The sequence below is a fragment of the Polyangium sp. y55x31 genome, assembly GCF_029946505.1.
In the GTDB taxonomy this organism is placed as follows: domain Bacteria; phylum Myxococcota_A; class Polyangia; order Polyangiales; family Polyangiaceae; genus Polyangium.
This window is the reverse complement of sequence record NZ_JARZHG010000001.1, coordinates 523,724-549,789: the sequence shown is the minus strand read 5'-3', so window position 1 is coordinate 549,789 and position 26,066 is coordinate 523,724. Positions and strand designations below refer to the sequence as shown.

The 26,066-nt window shown below is 67.2% G+C and carries 23 protein-coding genes; 19 read left to right on the top strand and 4 right to left on the bottom strand.

Annotation, left to right across the window (positions count from 1 at the left end):
* Positions 1–3 precede the first annotated feature (3 nt).
* Positions 4–1,413, bottom strand: a complete 1,410-nt coding sequence (locus QHF84_RS01795) for a cytochrome c peroxidase (protein ID WP_281311384.1) — start codon at positions 1,411–1,413, stop codon at positions 4–6.
* Between the two features lie 223 nt (positions 1,414–1,636).
* Here QHF84_RS01795 and QHF84_RS01790 point away from each other — a divergent pair, with 223 nt between their 5' ends.
* The 3 genes from QHF84_RS01790 (at position 1,637) to QHF84_RS01780 (ending at position 4,599) form a co-directional block, all read left to right on the top strand.
* Positions 1,637–3,202 (top strand): sigma 54-interacting transcriptional regulator, encoded by a 1,566-nt coding sequence (locus QHF84_RS01790; protein ID WP_281311383.1) that lies wholly within the window; start codon positions 1,637–1,639, stop codon positions 3,200–3,202.
* A gap of 148 nt (positions 3,203–3,350) precedes the next feature.
* Positions 3,351–3,911, top strand: a complete 561-nt coding sequence (locus QHF84_RS01785) for a hypothetical protein (protein ID WP_281311382.1) — start codon at positions 3,351–3,353, stop codon at positions 3,909–3,911.
* 4 nt (positions 3,912–3,915) lie between these two features.
* A complete protein-coding gene (locus QHF84_RS01780) occupies positions 3,916–4,599 on the top strand; it encodes a hypothetical protein (protein WP_281311381.1) in 684 nt (227 codons plus the stop codon).
* Positions 4,600–4,655: 56 nt separating this feature from the next.
* Here the strand turns inward: QHF84_RS01780 and QHF84_RS01775 are convergent, their stop codons facing one another.
* The gene (locus QHF84_RS01775) at positions 4,656–5,426 is read right to left on the bottom strand and encodes an SIMPL domain-containing protein (protein ID WP_281311380.1); all 771 of its coding nucleotides are present in this window, start codon (positions 5,424–5,426) and stop codon (positions 4,656–4,658) included.
* Positions 5,427–5,966: 540 nt separating this feature from the next.
* Between QHF84_RS01775 and QHF84_RS01770 the strand changes: the two genes are divergently transcribed.
* Positions 5,967–7,046, top strand: coding sequence for a hypothetical protein (locus QHF84_RS01770; RefSeq protein ID WP_281311379.1), 1,080 nt, complete (start codon positions 5,967–5,969; stop codon positions 7,044–7,046).
* Positions 7,047–7,132: 86 nt separating this feature from the next.
* On the top strand, positions 7,133–7,438 hold the full coding sequence (locus QHF84_RS01765) for an NHLP leader peptide family RiPP precursor (RefSeq protein ID WP_281311378.1): 306 nt from the start codon (positions 7,133–7,135) through the stop codon (positions 7,436–7,438).
* A gap of 125 nt (positions 7,439–7,563) precedes the next feature.
* Here the strand turns inward: QHF84_RS01765 and QHF84_RS01760 are convergent, their stop codons facing one another.
* Entirely contained in the window at positions 7,564–9,348 is a 1,785-nt protein-coding gene (locus QHF84_RS01760) for a S53 family peptidase (protein ID WP_281311377.1), read from the bottom strand.
* A complete protein-coding gene (locus QHF84_RS01755; protein ID WP_281311376.1) occupies positions 9,345–11,135 on the bottom strand; it encodes an NAD(P)/FAD-dependent oxidoreductase in 1,791 nt (596 codons plus the stop codon). The genes QHF84_RS01760 and QHF84_RS01755 overlap by 4 nt, the downstream gene beginning before the upstream one ends.
* A gap of 51 nt (positions 11,136–11,186) precedes the next feature.
* Between QHF84_RS01755 and QHF84_RS01750 the strand changes: the two genes are divergently transcribed.
* From QHF84_RS01750 to QHF84_RS01685, 14 genes are all read left to right on the top strand, one after another.
* On the top strand, positions 11,187–12,065 hold the full coding sequence (locus tag QHF84_RS01750; RefSeq protein WP_281311375.1) for an iron-containing redox enzyme family protein: 879 nt from the start codon (positions 11,187–11,189) through the stop codon (positions 12,063–12,065).
* A gap of 53 nt (positions 12,066–12,118) precedes the next feature.
* On the top strand, positions 12,119–12,823 hold the full coding sequence (locus QHF84_RS01745) for an aspartyl/asparaginyl beta-hydroxylase domain-containing protein (RefSeq protein WP_281311374.1): 705 nt from the start codon (positions 12,119–12,121) through the stop codon (positions 12,821–12,823).
* 263 nt (positions 12,824–13,086) lie between these two features.
* Positions 13,087–13,740 (top strand): cytochrome c3 family protein, encoded by a 654-nt coding sequence (locus QHF84_RS01740; RefSeq protein ID WP_281311373.1) that lies wholly within the window; start codon positions 13,087–13,089, stop codon positions 13,738–13,740.
* Complete coding sequence (locus tag QHF84_RS01735) at positions 13,737–16,721, top strand: TAT-variant-translocated molybdopterin oxidoreductase (protein ID WP_281311372.1); 2,985 nt, start codon at positions 13,737–13,739, stop codon at positions 16,719–16,721. Before QHF84_RS01740 ends, QHF84_RS01735 begins: the two co-directional genes overlap by 4 nt.
* Positions 16,718–18,232, top strand: coding sequence for an NrfD/PsrC family molybdoenzyme membrane anchor subunit (gene nrfD / locus QHF84_RS01730; protein ID WP_281311371.1), 1,515 nt, complete (start codon positions 16,718–16,720; stop codon positions 18,230–18,232). Before QHF84_RS01735 ends, nrfD begins: the two co-directional genes overlap by 4 nt.
* Positions 18,225–18,791, top strand: a complete 567-nt coding sequence (locus QHF84_RS01725; protein ID WP_281311370.1) for a DUF3341 domain-containing protein — start codon at positions 18,225–18,227, stop codon at positions 18,789–18,791. Before nrfD ends, QHF84_RS01725 begins: the two co-directional genes overlap by 8 nt.
* On the top strand, positions 18,788–19,399 hold the full coding sequence (locus QHF84_RS01720) for a cytochrome c (RefSeq protein ID WP_281311369.1): 612 nt from the start codon (positions 18,788–18,790) through the stop codon (positions 19,397–19,399). The genes QHF84_RS01725 and QHF84_RS01720 overlap by 4 nt, the downstream gene beginning before the upstream one ends.
* The gene (locus QHF84_RS01715; RefSeq protein ID WP_281311368.1) at positions 19,396–20,631 is read left to right on the top strand and encodes a hypothetical protein; all 1,236 of its coding nucleotides are present in this window, start codon (positions 19,396–19,398) and stop codon (positions 20,629–20,631) included. Before QHF84_RS01720 ends, QHF84_RS01715 begins: the two co-directional genes overlap by 4 nt.
* Complete coding sequence (locus QHF84_RS01710; protein ID WP_281311367.1) at positions 20,628–21,293, top strand: hypothetical protein; 666 nt, start codon at positions 20,628–20,630, stop codon at positions 21,291–21,293. Before QHF84_RS01715 ends, QHF84_RS01710 begins: the two co-directional genes overlap by 4 nt.
* Positions 21,293–22,147 carry an SCO family protein gene (locus QHF84_RS01705; protein ID WP_281311667.1) on the top strand — a complete coding sequence of 285 codons (855 nt, stop codon included), beginning with the start codon at positions 21,293–21,295 and terminating at the stop codon, positions 22,145–22,147. Before QHF84_RS01710 ends, QHF84_RS01705 begins: the two co-directional genes overlap by 1 nt.
* A complete protein-coding gene (gene coxB / locus QHF84_RS01700) occupies positions 22,144–23,100 on the top strand; it encodes a cytochrome c oxidase subunit II (RefSeq protein WP_281311366.1) in 957 nt (318 codons plus the stop codon). The genes QHF84_RS01705 and coxB overlap by 4 nt, the downstream gene beginning before the upstream one ends.
* An 18-nt stretch (positions 23,101–23,118) precedes the next feature.
* The gene (gene ctaD, locus QHF84_RS01695; RefSeq protein WP_281311365.1) at positions 23,119–24,756 is read left to right on the top strand and encodes a cytochrome c oxidase subunit I; all 1,638 of its coding nucleotides are present in this window, start codon (positions 23,119–23,121) and stop codon (positions 24,754–24,756) included.
* Entirely contained in the window at positions 24,756–25,436 is a 681-nt protein-coding gene (locus QHF84_RS01690; RefSeq protein WP_281311364.1) for a cytochrome c oxidase subunit 3 family protein, read from the top strand. Before ctaD ends, QHF84_RS01690 begins: the two co-directional genes overlap by 1 nt.
* A gap of 20 nt (positions 25,437–25,456) precedes the next feature.
* Positions 25,457–25,960: a cytochrome C oxidase subunit IV family protein gene (locus QHF84_RS01685; RefSeq protein ID WP_281311363.1), complete on the top strand. Its 504-nt coding sequence runs from the start codon at positions 25,457–25,459 to the stop codon at positions 25,958–25,960.
* Positions 25,961–26,066 lie beyond the last annotated feature (106 nt).

Below are 26,066 nucleotides of genomic sequence, written 5' to 3'. Positions count from 1 at the left end.
GCATCAATCGTCCACGGGCAGCCCGCTCGGGAGGCTGTCCGGGATCAGGTGCAGCAGATTCAGCGACGAGGGATCGGTCAGCGCCGACAGGAAGGCCATCAGGTCCGCGACCTCGGCGTCCGTGAGCTTTTCGCCTTCCACCTTCAGCAGCGGATCCAGCGATGCGAGCAGCATCGCGCGCGTCTCGTCGCTCTTCTGGTACGTGCCCACGAGCTCGGGCTCGACCTGCTTGTCGTCGTACGCCTTCAAGGACGCCTCGGGATCGAGGTGGTGCCGGACCGTGTCCTCCAGGTTGGCGTACGCGCCGTTGTGCATCCACGGCCCTTCGAGCTCGATATTTCGCAGCGACGGCGTCCGGAACTTGAACCGATCCTCCTCCTTCAGCGTGATGCGCCCGCGCCCGTAATCGAGCGGCGCCTCGTCGCCCTTGCCCGTGCCCACCTGCGGCGCCGCGATGTTGTGGAAGCCGAAATCGGTCTGCAGCGCGCCCGAATGGCATGACCCGCAGTTCGCGCGTCCATAAAACAGCATCGCGCCCCGCTTCTGCGCGTCGGAGAGCGCCGCGTGATCGCCGGCGAGGTACCGATCGAACGGCGTATCGAGCGCCGTGAACGCGTCGGTCATGAAGGCGCCCACGGCCTCGGCCAGGTGCACCACGTTGATGTCGGCCTCCGTCTTCCCCGGGAAGGCCGCGAGCAGCGCGTCCCGGTATTCGGGGATGGCCATCGCGCGCGCCACGACGAGCGGCCAGATCTTGGCGAAATCTGCGTCCGTCAGGTCGCCCATTTCGTTCGGATTCCCGTTCACGTCGAGCTCACCCTGGAACCCACGCATCTCCTCGCCCGGCGTGATCGGGATGATGAAAAATGCCGCGAGCGCATTGGAAAATTCCTGCGGCGTCGCGTCGCCCGCGGGCGAGATGTAGCCGTCCGTGGGATTGCCGCCGAGCCGGCCGTCCCAGAACATCGTGTCCCAGCCCTTCACGCCCCGGTTCCAGATCGAGAGCGTGTTCCGCGCCAGAAACAGGCTCTTCGGCCCGTGCACCCGCTGCGGCCCGAGCCCCGTCGCGCCCTGGCCGCGCGATTGGCTCTGCCCGTCCGCGGACCCGAGCAAAGGATGATGGCACGTGCTGCAGGCGATGTTCCGCCGGCCGCTCAGCTCTTTCTCGAAGAAGAGCTTTTGCCCGAGCTTCACGAGCCCTGGATCCTGCGCCGCCGGCTTCTCCACGGGCTTGACGCCCTCGGCGGCGAGGAGCGCCGTGAGCTCCTCGTCGACATCGGGCGCGGTCGGCGTGTTGCCCGTCCCATTCTCCCCACTGCAAGCGCCGACGAGCGCCACCGACGCCAAAACACCTGCCAGCACCCGTGACGCACCCACGCGCCTTCGCCCGTTTTCGCTTCCCGATCGCTCCATGCTCGTCCTCCTCGCGGCCTGCCCCCGCACACGGCGCGATGGGCACAGCACGTACCAGCGGGCTCGAATCGCCAACCCCGCGACTTCCTTCGATGACGCTGCGCGCAAGGACACCGACGGGTCGGTGCGCAGCGAAATATCGTTGCTCGACACCGAACCGTCGGTGCTCAAACCAACGAGGCGTCGTTGCGTGCGTCGAGAGGGGTCGGTTACTCTCGCCCGTATGAACCTCGACGACTGGGTCGCCGCGAGCACGCGCGAGCTCGCGGACCTGGCGCAGCTCGCGGATGGGACGCCCGCGGCGCTCGACGAGCTCTTGCAGCGGGGCCTCGAATGGCTCGGTCGCATCGCCCCTTACGATCTCGCGGTCATTTTCGAGCTCGAAGGCTCCTTGCTCCGCGCGAGGGCGGGGCGCGGCTCGCTCTTCCGGCCCGAGGTCCGCGAGTATCGAATCCACCTCGACCATTTCCCCTCCATTCGGCTCGCCATCGAGGAGCGCAGGAGCCGTGTCTTCACCGAGGACGACCACGCCCACGGCGACGGCGACCTCTTCGACGGATTGATGGATTTTCCATACGGCCACGCGTGCATGGTCGTTCCGCTCGTGACCGGCTCCGAGGTCTTCGGGGTCATGTCGATCGACCGCGCGCGGTGTGGACCTTATCCGCGCGCCGTGGTCGACCTCGTCGAGGTCTTCGGGCGCCTGCTCGCGCTCTCGATTCATTGCATTCGCCAGAACCAGAAGCTCGCCCGCGCCGGGCTCGAAAGTGAAGAGCGGGCCGCCGCGCTCGAGCGCCGCATCGGCGAGATCACCGAGCACGCCTCCGTGCTCGGTGACAGCGACAATCCGCAGGTGCGCGAGCTCGCGCGGCAGGCGGCCCTCGTCGCGGGGACGAGCTCGACCGTGCTGCTCATTGGCGAGACGGGCACCGGCAAGGAGCGGCTCTCGCGGTTCATCCACGAAAAGAGCCCGCGCCGCAAGCGACCGTTCCTCCCCGTCAACTGCGCGGCCTTGCCCTCGGGGACGCTCGAAAGCGAGCTCTTCGGGCACGAGCGTGGCGCGTTTTCGGGCGCGCTTCGGGCCCGCCCCGGCCTCTTTCGGGCCGCGGACGGCGGGACCTTGTTCCTCGACGAAATCGGCGAGCTGCCGCTCGATCTCCAGGGCAAGCTCCTCCGCGCATTGCAAGAAGGCGAGGTCCTGCCCGTGGGCGCGGAGCAGCCGCTCAAGGTCTCGGTACGCGTCATCGCGGCGACCCACGTGGATCTCGAACAAGCCGTCGCCGCGGGCCGGTTCCGCGGGGATCTTTATTATCGCCTCTCGGTCTATCCGCTGCGCCTCGTGCCGCTGCGCGAGCGTATGGAGGACCTCCCGGCGATTTGCCGGGTCCTCCTGGAGGAGCTCTCCGTTCGGGTGGGGAAGGCATCCCTTCGTCTCTCCGCGGGCGCGCTCGATGCGCTCCGGCAGCACGATTACCCGGGCAACATCCGCGAGCTTTCGAATATCCTCGAGCGCGGGGCGATCCGGGCGTCGTCGGGGATGATCGAGCGCGCGGACCTCGCCCTGTTCGCGCCGAAGGCACGCAAGCGGTCCGGCGCCGGGGAAGTCGGGTCGCCGGAGGCGCTCGTCTCGCTCGCCGAGAATGAGCGCCGCCACATCCAGCGGGTCCTCCGCGCGACGGGCGGTCGCATCTATGGCGAAGGGGGCGCCGCCGCCATCCTCGGCCTGCCCCCCACGACGCTCCAGAGCCGGATGAAGCGGCTCGGATTGCGGCGCGAGACGAACGCCTGACGAAAAGTTGCTCGGCCTCGGCGACCGTCGGCGGGCTTTCTTGTTTGCCGCGCGCCGTGGGTGTTATCGTCGCAGCATGGGGAAATCGATGGGGGAACGTAGGGGGGATTGCGTGGGGCCTTTTGTGTGGAGTCGCTACTTCGGAGGGGTGAGCGTCATGGGGGTGGCGCTCGTGGTGATGTCGATCGGGTGTACCAAAAACGAGACGACGCCGCTCAAGCGCCCGAGCGAGCCGCTCGTCACCGGCGAGCCACAATGGCCGGAGGACGTGGTGCGTCAGGCCGAGCGCGCCGATCGTGTCTGTAGCCAGCGCCAGGCGCAGCTCCTCTTCGATTACGAGGAGGCCAAGCAGGATCAGCAAAAGTTCAAGACCATCATGGGCTCGATCACGGGCGGCGTGGGGACCGTGGGCGGCGCGATCGGCGGCGTGGGGGCGTACGTGATCGATTCCCCCGACACGATCAAGACGGTGACGGGTATCACGGGCATCGTGACGGCGGGCCTCGGCGCCGTGGGCTCCGTCGTGACGCTCGTCATCTCGCCCGGCGAATCGAAAATGCATGCCTCGTCGGCGTCTCTCGCTTCGATCGAGCAGAAACGGGCGGCGGCGCGGACCGCGCTCACGCAGAAGGATCCGAGCGCCTGGTCGGACGCCGAGAAGGAAGCCTGGAGCAAGGCATCCAAGGATCTCGAAGCTGCATGTAAGTAGTTTCATGCGACGACGCTCCTTCTCCTGGCGAGCCGACCCGAGGCCCGCCCTCGCCGCCCTCGTCCTGCTCGCGTGCTGCGCGCGCCCGAACGCGGAGATCCCGAAGCTCGTCTGGCGGGATCTCCAGGTCGACGATGCCGCCACCGACGCCGCGCATCGCTTCGTCAATCGTGAGCGCGACGTGCGCGTGAGCTTCCGCTGGGAGGTTCCCGAGGGAAAGAAGTTCGGCGACCTCGGCTACGTGTTCGAGCGGTTCATCGAGCGAGGCGTGTACGTGGACCGCCTTCGCGCCTTCCAGAGCTTCCACGGCGAGCTCTCCCCGAGCGACCTTCGCGGCCCCGTCGAGCGGGCCGCCCGAGATCTCCTGCGCGACGAGGGCAAAACGAGCCCCGAAAAGGCGGACCTCATCGTCCTCGTGACCGACGCCGACCTCAACGTTCACGAGGACTTCATCTGCGGCAACCAGCAATTCGGCACGCCGGCCTATGCCGCGTTCCTCCAGGCCGAAGGCAAAGACCTCGAGGGAAAACCGTTTCGTCTCGATTCACCGGGTAGCACCTGCCGCATCCAGGACGGCGATTTCGACGAATGCCTCGAAAGGTCCCTGCGGGGCGCCGTGCAATTCCTCTTCGAACAACTCGGCGCCGATCGCCCGCGGCCTCCCGACGATCTGAATCTACGGCGGTAGGATGACGTGCAAGGCTGGGGGGGTCGTGACGGGGCCCCGACCCCCCGCTCCCTGGCTTACTCGACGAAGTCGAACTTCGCCGTCACCTGCGTCGTCACCCGAATCTCTCCGGGCTCGACCGGGAATTCGACCGACGCCGCCTCCCCGCCGCCGGCATACATGGCTTGCTGGCCGTATCCGAAGGTTTGCCCCGCCTCCGTCGATATCGTCCGGAGCCCACGTAGCTGAACGTCCGCCGTACCGGCCACCACCTTGGCATTCTCCTCTGCGTCACGAACGGCCGCCGCGAGCGCCAGCCTGTGCGCTTCGCGCGGCTTGCTCAGGAAGAAATCGAGCCCGCCGATGACATTGGCGCCCGCGCCGAGCGCCGTATCGAGGATCCGCGGGCCCTGGGCACGCAGCACCTCGGACCCGACGCCCCGCAGGGCCACCGAGAGCCGGCTCTCCGCCTCGTAACCGATGATCCGCGGCGTCGACTCGTCTCCCTCCCGCAGGCGCTCCGAAATCGGCGTCACCGTGATTTCCACGGTCCGCACCTGCAAATCCTGGATCCGGAGTGCCTCCAGCGCATTCATCACCGACTGCGTCTTGCTCGCGGCCTCCGTGCGCGCCTCGGCCAGCGTCGCGGCCCGCGCGCGAATGGAAATGCTCGTGCGCAGCGAATCGGGCGCGACCATGATCTCCCCGAGCCCCGCGACGGTCACGGTCCGAGCCTCGGCATGCTCCTCCGCATCCGCCTGATTCGCGGCATCGTCCGCGAATGCGGGCGTGGAGACGGCGGACAACATGCATGTCGCGAACAACGCCAAGAACCTTGTGGCTTTCATGTGTGACCCTCCCTTTCGCAATGAATCTAAAGTCGAACGGGCGCGGTCAGAAGTGGCGTTCCGGGGGATCACAACCCGATTGCCGTGAGGAGCCCGAGCCGACCGCTCTCGGGTAACGGTCTCCGCGCCCCTCGGAACGTTGCGACCCCCTCGCGCAACAGTCTCCCGTGCCCCTCGGAACGTTGCGACCCCCTCGGGGAACGGTCTCCCGCGCCCCTCGAAACGTTGCGACCCCCTCGGGTAACGGTCTCCTGTGCCCCTCGAAACGTTGCGACCCCCTCGGGCAACCGTCTCCAGTGCCCCTCGGAACGTTGCGACCCCCTCGGGTAACGCTCTCCAGTGCCCCTCGGAACGTTGCGACCCTCTCGGGTAACGGTCTCCTGTGCCCCTCGGAGCGTCGCGACCCCCTCGCGCGCCAAAAATCCGTCGAGGAAGCACGACCAGCCCCGCCCCGCGCCCCCCTTCTCGGTTTGTCGCAACCGGAGTACGCTCCCCCGACCCATGTTCGACGAAGACAAGCTCCGCGCCTTCGGCCGCCTCGTGGTCAAGCTCCAGCAACGCGAGGACCTCACCCGAGAAGAAACGCGCGAAGCCTACCGCCAAATCTGGCGCAACGAGCAGCCCGAGCTCCACCAGGGCGCCTTCATCGCCGCCCTCCGCGCCAAAGGCGAATCCCAAGCCGAGCTCACCGGCGTCGTCGAAGCCTTCCAAGACGAGTGGCGCCTCTGGTTCCCCCACGTCGTCCGCTCCCCCGAACCCCCCCTCAGCATCGCCGGCGTCGGCATGGACGCCCTCAAAACCATCAACGTCTCCAGCGGCGCCGCCGTCCTCGCCGCCGCCTGCGGCCTCTACGTCCACAAACCCGGCGCCCCAGCCCTCACCGGCGTCAGCGGCGCCGCCGACATGTTCGCCCTCTGGGGCGTCGACCTCGACGCCCCAGGCGAAGCACAAGTCAGAAGCACCGAGACCTGTCACCTCGGCTTCACCTCCGTCGTCGGCCGCGCCTTCATGACCAGCGGCTTCGCCCGCGTCATCAGCCAAATCCGCATCGGAACCTCCTTCCACATCGGAGGCCCCCTCGTGAGGCACGTGGGCGAACGCCACAAAATCGCCGGCGTCCCCGAACCCCGCCTCGTCCGCATCGTCTGCGAAGTGATGCGCGACCTCGGCTACGAACGAGCCCTCGTCCCCTGCGCCGAATCCCACGCCCACCCCGGCCGCTACCTCGACGAGATCGGAAACGTCGGCCCCACCCACGTCGCCGAGCTGTTCCCAAACGGCGAAATCCGCGAGTACATGATCCGCCCCGAAGACGCCGGTCTCCGCGAAGCCCCCTTCGAAGCCATCGCCTCCCGCAGCACCGCCGAAGAAAACGCCCGCATCCTCGCCCGCGCCCTCGCCGGCAAACTCGAAGGCCCCATCGTCGACGTGCTGCTCCTCAACGCCGCCGCAAGCCTGAAGCTGATGGGCAAAGTCGACTCCCTCGCCGCCGGCGTCGACCAAGCACGCCGCGCCATCCAAGAAGGCCGCGCCATCGCCCAACTCCGCGCCCTGATCGAGTCCCAAAACCCCGCGCCCGCCCAAGGTCGCGCCAAGCTCGAAACTTTGCTCGCAGACTAAAAGTCGTCAGAACCACGTGACGACCCCCCCTCCGGTGGGTATCCTCGGCGCATTGCGTCGTCCGCCGTGAACGGGGAACAATTCCGATGACGAACAAGATCACCTACACGAAGCACATCGAGATGTCGGCCGATGAGATGGCAAACCTCGCCGTCTGGGATCGCGCCGTCCTCCGCGCCTGGCAGGACCCCGAGTTCCGCCAAAAGCTGATCGACGACCCCAACGCAGTCCTCGCCGAGCTCGGCTTCAAAATCCCCGCCGGCGTCCGCTTCGTCGTCGCGGAAAACACCCACGACCGCCGTCACATCGTGTTGCCGTCAGCGCCGTCGGGCGACGTGTCGGTGTTGCCCCTCGATACGTCGCCGCTGCACGACTACGACCCCGGGTTTTGAGGGGGAGCGTGGCGCCGGGGTTTCACCCCGGGCCCGACCAGGGGTTGTCCACCCCTGGACCCGGACCAGCGCAAGCGCTGGACCCTTGGTGCATCGACCGCGGTGCGGTCGATGCAAAAGGGGAGCTAGAATTTTTTGCCCCGCCGCGTGGCGAGTTCGATCAAGCGAGACACGTCAGGCACGCCAAGGCCCGTCGCCGGGTCCCAGCCAGGTCCCGCCGAGTACCCCGAGAGCCTGTGGATCACCGCCTTGCCGTGCGCGTTGAGCACGTTCATGGCGACATCCGTGCTGCCCTCGGAGATCTCGCGGAAGGGGGTCGGGTTCTCCTTGCGGAGCGCATAAAGCATCGGATTGACGAACCCCACGCGCCCAAGCCCCGCCGCACGCCGCGCCTGGTTCATGAGCGCCACGATCGCCGCCCAGATCGGCGCCGCAACGCTCGTGCCACCCGCATAGTCGACCCACTGCCCACACGCGACAGCCTGGTAGCCCTGCATCGTGAGAGGCTGGTTGGGGGCGCGTTGCACGGCCGAGCCTGACGCCATGAGGGCGACGTCAGGGAAGCCGCGGCCGTAGGGGACGACCGCGGGTTCACCCTCGCCACGCGCGTACCAGCCCTTCATCGTGTCGGACTGCCATTTCGGGATCGGCACCTCGCGGCTGAACCCACCACTCGAAGCAAGCCGCACGAAATGAAGCACCCGGCCAAGCCCAGGCGGCGGCGGCCCACTCCAGGCAATCTCCGTGAGCGGCGCGCGCCCCGTGATCATCGTGCCCCCAACCGAGAGCACACGCTCCTCCACAGCCGGGAACACCCCATGGGGCCAGGGAGCGTCCCCGACGTACCTCCCGTCCTTGATCGTGCGTGGCACGCCGTCGAACGCGCCCCAGTCACCCGCTGCGCTGATGACCGTGACGCCGATGGCCGCAGCCTGGTCGAGCAGGCCACTCACGACACGGCGACCGTGCACCCGGTAGTAGCTCCGCTCGGGCGTGATCCAGCTCGTCGACACGATCGTCGGCATGTTCTCGCGATCGCCGATCACTTTGAGCAGGAACGTCACCCAAGGATCGGCGATCACCATCGGATCGACGAAGTACACGAGGATCCGCGCGCCCGGGGCCATCGCGCCCACCCACTGCACGGTCATCGCGACCTCGAGCGTGTAGAGCTTGTTCGCGCTCGTCACCTTCGAGGGCCGTGATCCCACGTGGTACGTCTTGATCTCGGGCGGATGCGGGATCCCGTGGGCATCCCAGAACGCGTGCAGATCGCTCTCCTCGAGCGCGCCGCCGAGCATGAGCAGCGCGATCGTCTCGCCCGACCCGTCGAGCTCGCTCATGGGCGGGAAGCGGTAGATCTGGCGCACGTCCGCGGGGGTGAGGCCGAAGCCAGGATCGGGCTGGCTCTCGCGCGCGCCTTCGAGCGTGGGGAACTGCATCGGGTGCTCGGAGCCCGCGTCCGCGACCATGGTGCTGCGCGCGCGGTTGCCGCTCTGCCGGACCTTCACGGACTGGACGTACCGCGCGATCTGCCGCGGAATCGGCCATTCCATGGGCGTGAGCGCGCGCTCGTCCTTCTCCTTCTCGTCGAGCCAGCGCCGGCACTCGGCGCCGAACGTGCGCCCCACGGCCTCCTTCGTGGTCTTCACGAAGATCGTCTGTCCCGACACGCTGCGCACGTCCATGTGCGGCATGCCGTGCTCCTCGAGCCACTCGAGCACGGCCCGGCGTTCGTCCGAGGGCAGCACCACGAACTTGCGCAGCTCCTCGCGTTCGAGGTGCCGCGCGCGCTTGTGATCGTCCGGGTGGCTCGCCGCCTCCGCCGCGCGCCGGATCGACTCGCGATCGTGCTCGTGCAGGACGAAGACGAGCGTCAGCTCGTCGTGCGCGTGCGCGGAGGTGCTCAAGCCGAGGCCCCCGGCGCGAGCTTGACGAAGCCTTTTTTGGCGGCGGCGCGCACGACGGAGAGCGTCGCGGCGCGGATGGCCTCGGGCGAAGCGTATCCCTCGGGCAGGAGCCGCGGGGCTTCGGCGAGCAGCGTCGCGACCTCGCGGTGACGGCCCATCGCCTCGACGACCGGGCCGAGCACGGGCGCGATCTTGCTCGGCGCCGCGTGCGTGCGGTGCGTGAAGTCGGCGTCGTCGCTCACCAGATCGTAGAAGACGTCGAGCTCCCCCGTCGGTTTGCCCTCGCTCGCCATGGGCTCGGTGCGCAGCGCCAGCCGGAAGCGCGCGAGGTGCTCGATCGCATGCTTCGGCAGCTCCGCGGGCGGCGGCAAACCGTCGTCGTAGAACACGTTGTACACGTCGCCCTGGAGGCCCGCGATGCCCGCGACGAGCGGGATCACCGTGTCGTCCGTGACCGCGCGCAGCGTCGGGAAGAACCCGGCCGTCGCCATGGTGAAGGCCTGCCGATCGTCGACCGCGAGCTTGCCCGAGGCGTTCACGAGCCTCTGCGCCTCCCACCACCACGACGGCGCCGCGCGGTTGTTCCCGTAGAAATACCGCGCGAGCCTGAGGAACGAGCCCGCCTCGCCGCGGATGTAGTCGGCGTAGGCGCGCCAGAGCGCGTCCTCGGGCAGCTCCTTGCGTGCCCGCGCGGTGCGGTACGTGTACGCCGCGCGATGGCCGCTCTGCATCGCGAGCGTCACGCCCGACGAGAGGATCGGGTCGACGAAGATCGCCGCGTCTCCGGCCGTGGCCCAGCCCGGGCCGATCGGGCTCTTCGCCCACGAAGACCAGTCGCGCGTCACCGAGATCCGCTTGCCCCCGCCGATGAAATCGTCGCGGTGCGTGGCCTTGGAGAGCAGGCCGCGCACCTCGTCGCAGCCCTGGATCGTCTCGTGGTAAAACGACTCGGGATCCTGGTTTTGCAGGGCGTCCTTGAAGTGCGCCGTGTTCGTCACGACCCCGACGCTGATGAGGTCCTGCGCGACGGGGATGTACCAGATCCAGCCCTTGTCGACCGAGCAGATGAACACGTTCGTCCGGTCGCGCGTGCCTCGGTAGAGGATCTTCCACTCGGCCCCGGACCAGTAGCCGTAGACCGCGTAGTTGTTCATGTGCGGATCGAAGACGCGGCCGCCGGGCGTGAAGCGCGTGCCTTGCCCGCTCGCGTCGAGCACGAACGAGGTCTCGATCGTGCCCTCGCGGCCTTGATCGTCCTCCCAGTCGACGCCCGTGACGCGGCCGTGTTCGTCCTTGTGGATGGTTCGTCCGCGCGTCCCCTCGCGGACGTCGGCCCCGAAGTCCCGCGCGCGGTTCATGATCATGTGGTCGAACTCGGCGCGCCGCACGTTGAAGGCGTTGAACGTCTCGTCGCGCTCTTCGTGGCGGCGGAGGAGCTTCGAAAAATCCTGGCCGAGCACGTTCAGCACCTGAGCGCCCTCGTGGACCCGCACGTCGCCGAGCTTCAGGTAATCGGCGTCCCAGGGGTTCCGATCGCGGCCCCACACGAACGTGATGCCCATCTTGCGGATGAACCCGGCGCGGCCGAGATCGTCGTAGATCCCGAGATCACGCAGGACCGGGTTCAGCGCGGGGATGAGGGATTCGCCGATGTGGTAGCGCGGGAAGCGCGCCTTCTCGAGGACCGTGACCGAGAGGTTCGGCTCGTACTTCTTGAGGATGGCGGCGAAGGTGCTGCCCGCAGGACCTCCACCGAGGACGACCACGTCGCGACGCTCGATACCCATGATGCGGCCTCGATTATCACGCGGCGCGCGCGCCTGGAAGCTTCGCGCCCGATGGGGTATCCGTGGGGGCCGAGGGCCGAGGAGGCGTCGTCGATCGTGCAGGGTTCCGACATCACGTGGGCGCGCATCGCGGAAGGAAAGATCGTGGTCGCGACGAGCGCGCGAGCCTTCCTGCACGAGGACGCGACGGCCCTCGGAGGGCCGTTCTCGGTGCCGCCCGAGGGGCCGGCGAGCCTCGCAGCGACGCGGAATCTGCTCGACGGCGCGGTGGGCGTCGCGCAACGCGAAGGGCCTGCGCCGCCGCGGCGAGAGCTCACGCTCACGGGCTGGATCCACCGCCTCGCGGGGTACTTTCATACGACCCACGCGACGCCGCCGCTCATGATCGAGGCCCGGGCGCGCTTCGAGGAAGAAGGGCGCGCGGCGCTCGCGGCGTGGGCGCACGAAAAGTCGCGCGACGAGCACGGGCACGATGCGCTCGCGCTGCGCGATCTCGCGTCGCTCGGTTACGACGGCCGCGCGCTCGTCGCCGCGCACGTGCCGGAGACCGCGGCGGCGCTCGTCGATTTCTTCACGTCGCTCGTGCGTGGCCCAGGAGATCCCGTGCGGTGTGTGGGGTACGCGTTCGCGCTCGAACGCCTCGCCGCGACGCGGAGCGCGGCCGAGGTGCGCGCCGTGCAAGCCGTGCTCCCGAGCGGCGTGGACGCCACGCGATGCCTGCGCGTGCACAGCGCGGCCGGCACCGATGCGGATCACGTCGACGACATCGTCACGCTCGCGGCCTGTCTCTCGCATGGAGAGCGCGAAGCGATCGCGCGGGCCGCTTACGAGACCACCCGGATCGGGAAGATCTCGCGTGGCAGCGCGGCTCGCAGTGACGACGAGCTCTCCACGATGTTCGAGCCGTTTCGCGTCGCGCACGGAACTTGACACGGAGGGCCCGCGTCGGCTGCGATGCGGGGCCTCTCGACTGGGGAGAGCCGATGTACCAGAGGCGTCACGTCCCGAGCCCGCGCGCACTCCCGAAGGCCTATCGTTTCCTGCGGCTTCCGCTCGCGATCGACGTCGCGCCGATCGTCGCCGAGATCGAGGCCGCGGACATCACGTGGTTGCCGAGCCAGTGGAAGTGGCACCTCGGCACCTCGTTCTGCATCCTGCGCGGCGGGCAAGAGCGCGGCTGGCCCGGCAGTCGACTCACGAGCGGCGGCGGCATCGACGCGCCCGCGCTCGAAGGTTTGCCGCGCGTGCGCGAGCTGCTCGACACGGCCTTCCCCGCGCGCCCCGTCTCTGCGTGGCTCGGCTTGAGCCCGCCCGATTCGCGCATCCATCTGCACATCGACAACACGCCCCACTGGGACGAGCACCACCGCTTCCACATCCCGCTGATCACGACGCCGGCCGCGCGCCTCTGCGTCGCGGGCCGCTTCCTGCATCTGCCTGCGGGCACCGTCTGGGCCTTCAACAACAGCGTGCCGCACGGCGCGGAAAACCTCGGTCCGCCGCGCATCCACCTCATGGTGGATCTGCCGCCCGTGCCTGCCGTCGAGGCCCTCGTCGCCGCGGGCACGCTTGAAGAAGGCGCGAAAGATCCCGAGGCGATCGCGCGTTTGTCGCGGGATCCGATGGAGTCGATCCCCGAGGCGATGAAGTCGGACGCGTATCTGCTCTGGCGACTCGCGCAGCAGTAGTCAGAGCGGGGCAGGGGAGGGGGATCCGAGCCGTGATCCCGGACCAACCGCGGGCTCGACGACCCCGAAACGTGTCCCTACGGAACGTTCTTCTGTGGCCGAAACGCCCTTAGATGTGGCCTGACGAACCGTTCGTCGGTCCGTAAGGGAGGGGGCGCGGCAAGTTGCCGCAGGCGTGCGGCGCTTTGCCATCTTGCCCTCGTCGGCTGGGGACGGCAAAACCCGCCCGCGTCGTCGGGAATTCCCGATGATCGAGCGTCCACATGGCGAGATACCTATTCCCAAAGTGGTCCAACCGGGTGCTGCCGATGGTGGCCGCCTTCGTACTTGCTCCGCTTGGCACCGCGGCTGCCGGCGGCCTTTGGTACTACGGTACCAACAAGCACGTCGAAGTCGGCTACACGCCCACGCAACCCGTGGACTACAGCCACAAGCTGCATGCCGGCGATCTCGGCATCGACTGCCGTTACTGTCACACGGCCGTCGACAAGAGCGCCCAAGCGTCCGTCCCTCCCACCGAGACGTGCATGAACTGCCACTCGAAGGTGAAGACGGATAGTCAAAAGCTTCTTCCCGTGCGGGAGAGCTTCGCGACGGGGAACCCCATCCCCTGGGTGCGCGTCCACAACCTGGCCGACTACGCGTACTTCAACCACCAGGCCCACGCGACCGCAGGAGTGGCTTGCCAGAGCTGCCACGGCCGCGTCGACCAGATGATCAAGGTGAGTCAGGTGCAGCCCCTCTCCATGGGCTGGTGCCTCGACTGCCATCGGAACCCCGAGCCAAACCTCCGGGATCCGAAGGACATCACCAAGATGGTCGACGAGACCGTGCCGGCGAGCGTCGCGAACCTCGCGGCCCCGCCCTCCCAGCGCAAGGTCTCGCCTCCCGTTCATTGCTCGGGGTGCCACCGATGAAGCGAGCTCCGTATCCCATCGAGCCGGATACGTCCGGAAAGAACTACTGGCGGAGCGTCGACGAATTCGAGAAGTCGCCGTCGTTCGCAGAGGACCTCAAGCGCGAGTTCCCGGAGGGCGCCGCAGAGCCTCCGCAAGGGACGAGCCGCCGAGAGTTCCTCACCATCATGGGCGCCTCGATGGCCCTCGGCGGCCTCGCGGCGTGCCGCAGGCCCGAAGAGGTCATCGTCCCCTACACGCGCGCGCCGGAGGAGGTCGTCCCCGGTCGGCCCCTGTTCTTCTCGACCGCGATGCCGATCCTCGGCACCGCGATCGGCCTCGTCGTCGAGACGCACGAAGGCCGGCCGACGAAGATCGAAGGCAACCCGCGTCACCCCGAGAGCCTCGGCGCGACGAACTCGTTCGTGCAGGCGACGGTGCTCGATCTCTACGATCCCGACCGCAGCCAGAGCCCGCAAGAGAAGGGCGAGGCGCGGACGTGGGACGAGGCGAACGCCTTCCTGCGCAAGCTCGGTGACGACGCGAAGAAGAAGAACGGCAAGGGCCTCGCGATCCTCGTCGAGGATCACCGTTCGCCCACGCTCGCCGCGCAGCTCGACGCGCTCCTCAAGCTGATGCCCGACGCCCGCGTCGTGCGTTACGAGGCGTTCGGCCGCGACGTCGAGGAAGAGGGCGCGCGGATCGCCTTCGGCAAGGCGCTCGTGCCCGTCTACGACTTCGACGCGGCCGACGTCGTGGTCTCGATCGACGCGGACTTCCTGCACAACGAAGGCAGCGTCGTGAAGAACATGCGCGCCTTCGCCGGGCGGCGGAACCCGGATCGCAAGGACAAGCCGATGAACCGGTTCTACGCGATCGAGAGCGCCTTCTCGGTCACGGGGACGAGCGCGGATCATCGGGTGCGCGTCCAGAGCCAGAAGATCCCGGCGCTCGCCTACGCGCTCGCGCAGGAGATCGCCGCCGCCGCGAAGGTGGAGCTGCCCGCGGAGATCACGTCTTCGCTCGGCGGCGCGGCCGCGCTCGATCCGCAGACCGCGAAGATGGTCAAGGCCATCGCCGGCGACGTCGCCAAGCGCAACGGCGCCGTCGCGATCGTCGTGGGTCGCAAGCAGCCCGCGGCCGTGCACGCGCTCGTGCACGCGGTGCATCGCGCGATCGGCGCGGTCGGCAAGACCGTGAAGCTCGTGCGCCCGCTCGACGAGATCAAGAGCGGACCGGCCGAGATCGGCGCCCTCGCGAAGGACATCGAATCGGGGAAGGTCGACACGCTGTTCGTGCTCGGCGGCAACCCGGTGTTCAACGCGCCGGCGGACGCCCGCAGCGCGATCGCGAAGGCCAAGACGCTCATCCACGTGGGCACCCACGTCGACGAGACGGGCAAGGCCGCGACGTGGCACCTGAACCGCGCGCACACGCTGGAGAGCTGGGGCGACGTCAGGGCCGAGGACGGCACCGGCGCGATCGTCCAGCCCCTCATCGCGCCGATGTACGGCGGCAAGTCGGACGCCGAGATCCTCGAGATCTTCCTCGGCGGCACGCGCAAGGGCTACGACCTCGTCCGCGCGAGCTGGCGCGGCGCGCAGTCGCTCGTCGCCGACTTCGAGCGTGACTTCCGGCGCGCCCTCCACGACGGCCTCTGGAAGGACAGCGCCTTCCCGGCGGAGACGGCCGATCTCGACGCATCGAAGGTCGGCGCGGCGATCAAGGCCCAGAAGGCCGCGGCGCCGAAGGGTGACATCGAGATCGTCTTCGATCCGGATCCGCACGCGTGGGACGGCCGCTACGCCAACAACGGCTGGCTCCAGGAGACGCCGGACCCGATGTCCAAGCTCACCTGGGGCAACGTCGCGTCCCTCTCGCCCAAGACGGCGAAGGGGCTCGGCGTCGCCGACGGGGACCTCGTCAACGTGAGCGCGAACGGGGCGACGGTGACGTTGCCTGCGCTCGTGGCGCCGGGGCAGGCGGACGGGACGATCCTCGTCACCGTCGGCCAGGGCCGGAGCGTGGTGGGTCGGGTCGGCAAGAACATCGGCGTCGACACGGGGGCGCTGCGCGCGAGCGCGAGCTTCCACGTCGCCGACGGCGCGTCGATCACGAAGGCGGGCGGCACGACGAAGCTCTCGCGCACGCAGGAGCACTTCCTCACGGAGGGCCGGCCGCTCGTGCTCGAGGCGTCCTTCGCGAAGTACCAGGAGAGCCCGCAGGTCGTCCCGCCGCCGAAGAAGTACCTGAGCCTCTTCGAGGAGCGGAAGTACGACAAGGGTCACGCCTGGGGCATGACGATCGACCTCTCGGCCTGCATCGGCTGCAACGCTTGCAGCGTCGCTTGCCAGGCGGAGAACAACATCCCGATCGTCGGCGCCGAGGGCGTGCAGAGGTCGCGCGAGATGCACTGGCTCCGCATGGACCGGTACTTCGAGGGCGATCTCGACAACCCGACCAGCGTCTCGCAGCCCATGATGTGCTCGCACTGCGAGAACGCGCCGTGCGAAGAGGTCTGCCCGGTCGCGGCGACGACGCACAGCCCCGAGGGGCTGAACGAGATGACGTACAACCGGTGCATCGGCACCAAGTACTGCGCGAACAACTGCCCCTTCAAGGTTCGTCGGTTCAACTACCACGACTACACGAAGGACACGATCGAGCAGCACAAGATGCAGATGAACCCCGACGTCACGGTGCGCAGCCGAGGCGTCATGGAGAAGTGCACGTACTGCGTGCAGCGCATCAACCGCGCGAAGATCTCCGCGAAGGCGGAGGGGCGCGACCGTCTCCGCGACGGCGAGGTGGTGACGGCGTGCCAGGCGGCTTGCCCGGCGCAGGCGATCCACTTCGGCGATCTCAACGACAAGCAGAGCGAGGTGGCCAAGCGCGCCGAAGGGCCGCGTGGATACAAGCTCCTCGAGGAGCTCAACATCCGACCGCGCACCACGTACCTCGCCAAGATCAAGAACCCCAACCCTGAGCTGGAGGGGGCATGACCACCGCCGCCCTGCAAGAAGACACGCCCGGCAAGCGTGCTCCACTCGTCCTCGGCCACCGCGATTTCAACGCGGTGACCGAGACGGTCGCGGGGATCGTCGAGAAGAAGACGACCCCCTCGTGGCTGGTTCTTTTGGGCCTCGCGGTGAGCGTACTGCTCATCCTGCTCGGCTCGCTCGGTAAGCTCGTCGCGGAAGGCCTCGGTATCTGGGGTCTGAACAACACGGTCTTCTGGGCCTGGGACATCACCGGCTTCGTCTTCTGGATCGGTATCGGCCACGCCGGCACGCTGATCAGCGCCATCCTCTTCCTGTTCCGGCAGAAGTGGCGCACCAGCATCAACCGCGCGGCGGAGGCGATGACGATCTTCGCCGTCATGTCGGCGGCGATCTACCCGGTGTTCCACGTCGGTCGCGTGTGGTTCGCGTATTGGCTCTTCCCGATACCGAACCAGATGAGCATGTGGCCGAACTTCAAGAGCCCGCTGCTCTGGGACGTGTTCGCGATCTCGACGTACGCGACGGTCTCGATCCTGTTCTGGTACGTCGGCCTCGTGCCGGACCTCGCGACGCTGCGTGATCGCGCGACGACGAAGGTCCGCTCGATCGTGCTCGGCATCTTTTCGCTCGGCTGGCGTGGCTCGCACCGGAACTGGCTGAACTACGAGAAGACCTACCTCATCCTGGCCGGTCTCTCGACGCCGCTGGTCCTCTCGGTGCACACGATCGTTTCGTTCGACTTCGCCGTGTCGATCATGCCGGGCTGGCACACGACGATCTTCCCGCCGTACTTCGTCGCCGGCGCCATCTTCAGCGGCTTCGCGATGGTCGTGTCGCTGATGGTGCTCGCGCGCAAGGCGTACGGTCTCGAGGGCCTGATCACCATCAAGCACCTCGAGAACATGAACAAGATCATCCTCCTCACGGGGACGATGGTCGGTTACGCCTACGCGATCGAGTACTTCATCGCCTGGTACGGCGGTAACGAGTACGAGCGCTTCGCGTTCATCAACCGCGCGTTCGGTCCGTACAAGTGGGCGTACTGGACCATGTGGAGCTGCAACGTCTTTTCCCCGCAGCTCTTCTGGTTCAAGCGCATCCGGACCAGCATCCCGGCGATGTTCGTGATCTCGATCTTCGTGAACATCGGCATGTGGTTCGAGCGCTTCGTCATCATCGTGACGAGCCTCCACCGCGACTACATCCCCTCGAGCTGGACGTACTTCCGGCCGAGCCTCTTCGACATCTCGACGTTCCTCGGGTCGTTCGGTCTGTTCTTCACGCTGTTCCTCCTCTTCCTCCGGTTCCTGCCGGCGGTGGCCATCAGCGAGGTCAAGGGCGTGATGCCGCAGGCGGATCCGCACGCGGGCCACGACGACCACGGACACGACGCGCACGACGACCACCACGAGGAGGCGAGCGCGAAGGCCGACGAGAGCGAGGACGAGGGCGACGAGGGCGAGGAGGCGTCGGACGACGCGGAGAAGGACGAGGAGGAGTCCCGTGGATAAGGCTCATCGTCACGAAGAGCTCGAGGAAGAGGCGGCGAAGCCGTTCGGCCTCATGGGCTACTTCCTCACGCCCGGCGAGCTGATGCACGCCTGTGAGAAGCTGAAGAACGCGGGGTACAAGGACTTCGACGCGCAGACGCCCTTCCCCGTGCACGGCCTGGAGAAGGCGATGGGGCTGCCCCCGTCGAAGATGCCCTGGATCGTGCTCGCCTGCGGCGCGACGGGCCTGCTCAGCGCGATCGCGCTGACGGCGTTCGTCTCGCTCGACTACCCGCTCGTCATCAGCGGCAAGCCGGCGTTCTCGTACCAGGCGTACATCCCGGTCATGTTCGAGCTCACCGTGCTCTTCTCGGCGTTTGGTGCGTTCTTCGGCATGTGGGGCATTAACCGCCTGCCGATGTTCTACCACCCGTCGATGAAGCACCCGTCCTTCCCGCGTGCGACGGACGACGCGTTCTTCGTCACCGTCGAGGCGAAGGACCCCAAATACGACGCGTCGAAGACGAGGAAGCTCCTCGAGGAGCTCGGCGCGCGCGAGATCGTGGAGGTCACGGAATGAGGCCCGCCGCATTCCTCTTGTTCGCGCTGGCCCTCGCGGGCTGCCGCGGCAACAAAAGCGAGGAGCCGCCGGTCCACGTCTTCGGAGACATGGACTGGCAGCCCAAGTACCAGTGGGGTGAGGCGAGCCCGTTCTTCGAGGACGGTCGCGCGATGCGGCCGCTCGTCGACGGGACGGTGCCGGTCGGCCACCTGAACGAGGACGACGTGTATTACCGCGGCAAGGACGCGAAGGGCGAGTTCGTCCCGCGCGTCCCGGTCGAGGTGGACGAGAAGGTCGTTCGTCGTGGCCAGGAGCGCTTCAACATCTACTGCGCGCCCTGCCACGACATGACGGGCAGCGGCCGCGGGATGGTGGTGCAGCGCGGGTTCCCCCCGCCGGTCGAGCTCTCGTCGGATCGCGTCCGCACCATGCCGGACGGGCAGATCTTCGACACCATCACGCACGGCGTCCGCAACATGCCGTCGTATCGCAAGCAGATCCCGGTGGCCGACCGGTGGGCCATCGTCACGTGGGTGAGGGTGCTCGGCAAGAGCCAGCATGCCTCGATCGACGACGTGCCTGCCGACAAGCGCAGCGCGATCGAGCCGGAAGGAGACGCGCAATGAGCCAGGCGGCGGCGATGACCGCAGGTCGGGCCACGGGCGAGAAGTCGAAGGCCGACGACGCCCGGAAGCTCCCGAAAGACGTGGGCGACACGCTCACGAAGGCGGGCATGGGGCTCGCGGTCCTGGGCGTGGTGGCGGCGGGCGCCGGGTATGCGATGGACGCGAAGCGATTCGCGGCCTCGTATCTGATCGGCTTCCTGTTCGTCGCGACGATCGCGCTCGGCGGTCTGTTCTTCGTGCTGGTCCAGCACCTCGCGCGCGCGGGCTGGTCCGTGGCGGCGCGGCGGCAGATGGAGTGGCTCGCGGGCCTCCTCCCTGCGGTCGCGGTCCTTTCGATCCCGATCTTCCTCTGGGCCCACGACCTCTACCATCACTGGATGGGGCCGCAGGCGGCGACGGATCCGATCCTGCAGAAGAAGGCGGGGTACCTGAACCCCTCGTTCTTCTACGGCCGGTCGGCGTTCTACGTCGTGGTGTGGGTGGCCCTCGGCCTCTACTTCACGCGGACGAGCCGGGCGCAGGACGAGAGCGGTGACGCCAAGCTCACCGAGAAGATGCAGGCGGCGAGCGCGCCGGCGATGATCCTCTTCGCCCTGACGACGACCTTCGCGGCGTTCGACTGGGTGATGAGCCTCGACCCGCACTGGTACTCGACCATCTTCGGCGTGTACGTGTTCGCCGGGTGCGCGACGAGCTCGCTGTCGGTGCTCGCGCTCATCACGGTGCAGCTCCAGCAGCGCGGTTACTTCCGCAAGATCAGCACGGTCGAGCACCGGCACGACATCGGCAAGCTGCTCTTCGGGTTCATCGTCTTCTTCGCGTACATCGGCTTCTCGCAGTTCCTGCTGATCTGGTACGCCGACATCCCCGAGGAGACGGTGTGGTACCACCACCGCTGGGACGACGCGGGCTGGGCGAAGGTGAGCCTCGCGATCTTCTTCGGCCACTTCGTGATCCCCTTCCTGCTCCTGCTCTCGCGGCACGCGAAGCGGCACGCGGTGGGGCTCTCGGTCGGCGCCGTGATCATGCTGGTCATGCACTACGTCGACCTCTACTGGCTCGTGATGCCGACGTTCGACCACCACTTCCACTTCAGCGTGGTGGACATCTGCGGCCTGCTCGGACCGCTCGGCATCGCGGCGTTCCTGGTCGCGCGGCAGGCTGCGCAGGGCCCGCTCTACCCGCTCCGTGATCCTCGGCTCGCCGAGACCGTGAAGGTGGACAATCCATGAGCAAGAAGAAGAAGAAGAACCAGGGCCGCGCGGAGGCCGCTGCCGAGGAGACCTCGAAGGTGTCCTCGGACAACGACGAGTCCACCTCCGAGGACCGCGAGGACGGCGTGGAATCGAGCGCGCACGACGAGGCGCACGACGATCACGGTGACGCGCATGAGGGCGGTCACGGCCACGGCGGGCACGACCCGGTCGAGGATGACAGGCCGCGCAACGGCCTCATCACGCTCGTCACGGTCATCACCTGCGTGGTCGTGGTGGTTCTCTGCGTCGCGGTGCGCGAGATCTTCAACTACTACGTGGATCGCGAGCTCCACGACAAGGTCCTCTCGCTGCAAGCGGCCGACCTTCGGGCGCTTCGCACCGCCGAGCAGCAGAAGCTCACGCATTACCAGTGGGTGAGCAAGAAGGACGGCGTCGTGCGGATCCCGACGGATCGCGCGGTCGAGCTGACGATCGCGGGCTATCGGCAGCCGCCGATGGCCCCGCCTCTGAAGGAGGAGCCGGCCCCCGCGCCCCAGCAGGACAAGCCCGAGGAGAACAAGGGCGAGACCAAGGGCGAGGAGAAGAAGGACGGCGCCAAGGTCGAGGAGAAGGGCGACAAGAAGGGCGACTCCAAGGATACTAAGCCCGAGGACAAGCCCAAGGAGCCCAAGAAGTGATGGTTCGTCCGGGCCGCTTCCTTATGTTCGTCGCTGCCGCGCTCACGGCGGCCGTGGTCACGCTTGCGCCGGTTTCGCCTGCGCTCGCGGGGGATCCGGCGTTGCCGAAGGAGCTCGAGGGCGTGGACATCGAGGAGCGACCCGGCGCCGTCCTTCCGGCGGACGCGAAGCTCCGCGATCACGAGGGGCGCGACGTCACGCTGGGCAGCTACCTCGACGGCACGCACCCGGTGATCCTGGTGCTCGCGTATTACGAGTGTCCGATGCTCTGCTCGCTGGTCGTCAACGGCCTGATGCAGGGCATGAAGAACCTCGCATGGACGACGGGCAAGGAGTACCGCGTCGTCGTCGTCAGCATCGATCCCCGCGATACCCCCGAGACGGCCCGCAAGAAGCGCGATTCGTACATCGGCGCGTACGGCCGGCCCGTGGCGGAGCGGGGATGGGATTTCCTGGTGGGAGAGGAGGCCCAGGCGCGTCGGGTGGCCGACGCCGTGGGCTTCCGGTACCGCTGGGAAGAGGCGACGCAGCAGTACGCGCACGCGGCGGGCGTCTTCGTGTTCACGCCCGAGGGCAAGCTCTCGCGGACGCTGTACGGGCTCAATTACAGCGCGAAGGACCTCGAGCTCTCGTTGCTCGAGGCGTCGCAGGGCAAGCTCGCGTCCGCGTGGGGCCGCGTGCTGCTGTTCTGCTTTCATTACGATCCCGCAGAAAACAAGTACGTCCTCGCGACGAGGCGTCTGATGAAGGCGGGCGGTGCGTTCACGGTGCTGGGCCTCGGAGGCATGCTCTTCGGGTTCTGGCGGCGTGAGCGTCGTCGCGCGTCGAAGTCGGCGGATGGAGCTCTGGCATGAGGTTGGATCCGATCGAACTCGGCTCGTTCTGGATGCCGAAACAGTCTTCGACGATCGCAGGGGAAATCGATACTGCGTACTACATCGTCTACTGGCTGGATGTCGTGATGTTCGTCCTCCTGATGGGGGCGCTCGCGTACTTCATGTACAAGTACAAGCGACGCGGCCCGAAGGACAAGCTCAGCGACGTCACCCATAGCACGGTGCTCGAGATTTCCTGGACCATCATCCCTTCGATCCTGGTGATCGGCCTCTTCTTCGTGGGCCTCAAGGGCTGGATGCAGGCGATGGTCGCGCCGGGTAATGCGCTCGAGATCCGCACGACGGCGGAGATGTACATGTGGACGTTCACGTACCCGAACGGGAACGTGAGCGTGAACGAGCTCGTGGTGCCCAAGGGCCAGCCCGTGAAGCTCATCATGAGCTCCAAGGACGTCCTCCACAGCTTCTTCGTGCCCGAGTTCCGCGTGAAGCAGGACGTCGTGCCGGGCACGTACACGACGGTCTGGTTCGAGGCCACGGAGAACCGCGACACCGTGCTGTTCTGCACGGAGTACTGCGGCGTCGGCCATTCGGACATGATGGCCAAGGTCCGGGTGATGGAGAAGGCCGATTACGACAACTGGCAGGAGACCGGCCTCCTGCCCGGCGAGAAGCCGCTTCCCCCGGCGGAGCTCGGCAAAAAGCTCTACGCGACGCGTAGCTGCAACACCTGCCATTCGCTCGATGGGTCCCGCATCCAGGGTCCCACGTTCAAGGGGGTCTTCGGCCGGACGGAGCAGATCGCGGACGGTTCGTCGATCAAGGTCGACGAGAACTACATCCGCGAGAGCTTGCTCGAGCCGAACAAGAAGGTGGTCCAGGGGTATCCGGCCGTCATGCCGACCTACAAGGGCCTCCTCAAGGAAACGGACATCGACGCGATCATCGCGTACCTGAAGACGGTCCAGTAGGGAATCGGAGGCTCGATCATGGCAAACACGGCTACGGTCGACGAACTCGGGCACTCGCCCGAGGTTCGAGGCAAAAACTACCTGAACCAAACTGCTGGCGTCTGGTCCTGGCTGACGACGGTCGACCACAAGCGCATCGGCATCATGTACCTGGTGTCGGTGCTCGTCGGCTTCGGGCTCGGCGGCATCTTCGCCCTTCTGGTCCGTCTCGAGCTCCTGACGGCGAAGAAGACCATCATGGACGCCACGCAGTACAACCAGGCGTTCACGCTGCACGGCGCGGCGATGGTGTTCCTCTTCATCATCCCGTCGATCCCGGCGTCGCTCGGCAACTTCTTCCTGCCGCTGATGATCGGCGCGAAGGACGTGGCCTTCCCGAGGCTCAACCTCTTGAGCCTCTACCTGTTCTGGATCGGCGCGATCTTCATGCTCGCGGCGATCGTGACGGGCGGCGTGGACACGGGCTGGACCTTCTACGTGCCCTACGCCTCCGGCGTGTCGACGACGTCGGTCATCTCGGCGACGTTCGGCGTCTTCGTGATGGGGTTCTCGAGCATCCTGACGGGGCTCAACTTCATCGTGACGCTGCACAAGCTCCGGGCCCCGGGGATGAGCTGGTACCGCATGCCGCTCTTCCTCTGGTCGCTCTACGCGACCAGCATCATCCAGGTGCTCGCGACGCCGGTCCTCGGCATCACGCTGCTCCTCCTCATCTTCGAGCGCGCGTTCCACATCGGCATCTTCGATCCGACGCTCGGCGGTGACCCCGTCCTCTTCCAGCACTTCTTCTGGTTCTACAGCCACCCGGCCGTGTACATCATGATCCTGCCGGGCATGGGCGTGGCGACGGAGATCCTCACGACGCACTCGAAGCGCCGGGTCTTCGGGTACAAGGCGATCGCGTTCTCCAGCGTGGCCATCGCCCTCGTGTCGTTCCTCGTGTGGGGCCACCACATGTTCGTCTCGGGGCAGAGCGAGCTCTCCTCGGCGATCTTCTCCTTCCTCACGTTCTTCGTGGCCATCCCGAGCGGCGTGAAGATGTTCAACTGGCTCGGCACGCTCTGGGGCGGGTCGATCCGGTTCACGGTGCCGATGCTCTACGGCATCGCGTTCCTCTTCCTCTTCGCGATCGGCGGCCTGACGGGCCTCTTCCTCGGCACGCTGAGCGTCGACCTGCACCTGCACGACACGTACTTCGTCGTCGCCCACTTCCACTACGTGATGATGGGCAGCACGGCGATCGCGTTCTTCGGCGGCCTCCACCACTGGTGGCCCAAGATGACGGGCAAGATGTACGACGAGAAGCTGGCGCGCGTGGGCTTCGCCCTCACGTTCATCGGCTTCAACTGGACGTTCTTCACCCAGTTCATCCTCGGCACGCGTGGCATGCCGCGCCGCTACTACAACTACCTCGACCAGTTCCAGCCGCTGCACGCGTTCTCGACGTACGGCTCGTGGGTGCTGGGCACGGGCTTCCTCATCACGTTCATCTGCCTCGCGCGCTCGCTGAAGAGCGGCGCGCCCGCGCCGGCGAACCCGTGGGACAGCGCGACGCTCGAGTGGCAGACGCAGTCGCCGCCGATCACGGAGAACTTCGAGAAGGCCCCCATCGTGACGCTGGACGCGTACGAGCGTCCCGCTGAGGAGACTGCTTGATGAGCGCGAAAGCCGAGGCTTTGGGCGGCGCCGGGGAGAGCAAGCTCTCCCCCCAGTTCCACGTCGCCCACCACTTCGACAAGGCAGACACCCAGTTCGACGCAGGTCGAATGGGCGTGTGGCTCTTCTTGGTGACGGAGATCCTGCTGTTCGGCGGCTTGTTCTGCGCCTTCGCCATCTTCCGTAGCAAGTACTTCCCGTCGTTCGTCGAGGCGCACCACCACCTCGACCGCGTGATGGGCGGCATCAACACCATCGTGCTGATCACGTCGAGCTTCACGATGGCGCTCGCGGTCCGCTCCGCGCAGAAGAACGAGACCAAGAAGACGACGCTCCTGCTCGCGGTCACCCTCGCGTGCGCGGCGATGTTCCTCGTGGTCAAGTACTTCGAGTACAGCCACAAGATCCACGACGGGCTCCTGCCCGGCGGCAACTTCACGGCGGCGGACTTCGCCTCGGGTCACCCGGGCATCTTCTTCGCCATCTACTTCATGATGACCGGGATCCACGGCGTGCACGTGGTCATCGGCATGGGCCTCATCCTCTGGATCCTCCTCCGGAACCAGAAGAACGAGTTCTCCAGCCGCTACTACGCGCCCGTCGAGAACGTGGGCCTCTACTGGCACCTCGTCGACCTCGTCTGGATCTTCCTCTTCCCGCTCCTTTACCTGGTCGGCTGATCCCCGGAGCAGAGCGCACCATGAGCACTTCGCACGCAGAGCACGACCACGGTCACGGAAGCGCGAACGGCGATCACGTTCCGCACGTCCTGCCGTTCAAGGTCTACATCGCCACGTTCGCCACGCTGCTCTTCCTCACGGTCGTCACCGTGGCGGCGAGCTACGTGGACATCGGCCACACGGGCAACCTGATCGTCGCCCTCTTGATCGCCACGATCAAGGCGTCGGTCGTCGCGCTCATCTTCATGCACCTCAAGTGGGACCATAAGTTCCACGGGATCATCTTCGTCTCCGCGCTGCTCTTCCTCGCGGTCTTCATCGGCATCACGATGAGCGACACGGAGTTCCGCGGCGAAGCCGAGGCGATCGAGGCGAAGAACCCGGTCGACCTGAAGGACCCGTTCAAGGCCCAGCGCACCGGCGACATCGCCATCCCGAAGGAGGCGGCCGCGCCCGCCGCCGCCGGCTCGGCCGCTCCGGCGGCCGGTTCGGCCGCCCCGGCCGCCGTCCCCGCGAAGCACTGAGTTTCCCTCTCCCCTCGGGGGCTTGGCTCGGCAAACGAGCTGAGCACCCCGAGCCTCCCCCGAGCCTCCTCCACCGCGATCCGCTCGACACCGGGTTCGGACTCGC

Bases quoted from the DNA above. Each gene is read 5' to 3' on its own strand.
- QHF84_RS01795 (WP_281311384.1), bottom strand. From the start codon at position 1,413: ATGGAGCGATCGGGAAGCGAAAACGGGCGAAGGCGCGTGGGTGCGTCA.
- QHF84_RS01790 (WP_281311383.1), top strand. From the start codon at position 1,637: ATGAACCTCGACGACTGGGTCGCCGCGAGCACGCGCGAGCTCGCGGAC.
- QHF84_RS01780 (WP_281311381.1), top strand. From the start codon at position 3,916: ATGCGACGACGCTCCTTCTCCTGGCGAGCCGACCCGAGGCCCGCCCTC.
- QHF84_RS01775 (WP_281311380.1), bottom strand. From the start codon at position 5,426: ATGAAAGCCACAAGGTTCTTGGCGTTGTTCGCGACATGCATGTTGTCC.
- QHF84_RS01765 (WP_281311378.1), top strand. From the start codon at position 7,133: ATGACGAACAAGATCACCTACACGAAGCACATCGAGATGTCGGCCGAT.
- QHF84_RS01755 (WP_281311376.1), bottom strand. From the start codon at position 11,135: ATGGGTATCGAGCGTCGCGACGTGGTCGTCCTCGGTGGAGGTCCTGCG.
- QHF84_RS01750 (WP_281311375.1), top strand. From the start codon at position 11,187: ATGGGGTATCCGTGGGGGCCGAGGGCCGAGGAGGCGTCGTCGATCGTG.
- QHF84_RS01745 (WP_281311374.1), top strand. From the start codon at position 12,119: ATGTACCAGAGGCGTCACGTCCCGAGCCCGCGCGCACTCCCGAAGGCC.
- QHF84_RS01740 (WP_281311373.1), top strand. From the start codon at position 13,087: ATGGCGAGATACCTATTCCCAAAGTGGTCCAACCGGGTGCTGCCGATG.
- QHF84_RS01735 (WP_281311372.1), top strand. From the start codon at position 13,737: ATGAAGCGAGCTCCGTATCCCATCGAGCCGGATACGTCCGGAAAGAAC.
- nrfD (WP_281311371.1), top strand. From the start codon at position 16,718: ATGACCACCGCCGCCCTGCAAGAAGACACGCCCGGCAAGCGTGCTCCA.
- QHF84_RS01720 (WP_281311369.1), top strand. From the start codon at position 18,788: ATGAGGCCCGCCGCATTCCTCTTGTTCGCGCTGGCCCTCGCGGGCTGC.
- QHF84_RS01715 (WP_281311368.1), top strand. From the start codon at position 19,396: ATGAGCCAGGCGGCGGCGATGACCGCAGGTCGGGCCACGGGCGAGAAG.
- QHF84_RS01710 (WP_281311367.1), top strand. From the start codon at position 20,628: ATGAGCAAGAAGAAGAAGAAGAACCAGGGCCGCGCGGAGGCCGCTGCC.
- QHF84_RS01705 (WP_281311667.1), top strand. From the start codon at position 21,293: ATGGTTCGTCCGGGCCGCTTCCTTATGTTCGTCGCTGCCGCGCTCACG.
- coxB (WP_281311366.1), top strand. From the start codon at position 22,144: ATGAGGTTGGATCCGATCGAACTCGGCTCGTTCTGGATGCCGAAACAG.
- ctaD (WP_281311365.1), top strand. From the start codon at position 23,119: ATGGCAAACACGGCTACGGTCGACGAACTCGGGCACTCGCCCGAGGTT.
- QHF84_RS01690 (WP_281311364.1), top strand. From the start codon at position 24,756: ATGAGCGCGAAAGCCGAGGCTTTGGGCGGCGCCGGGGAGAGCAAGCTC.
- QHF84_RS01685 (WP_281311363.1), top strand. From the start codon at position 25,457: ATGAGCACTTCGCACGCAGAGCACGACCACGGTCACGGAAGCGCGAAC.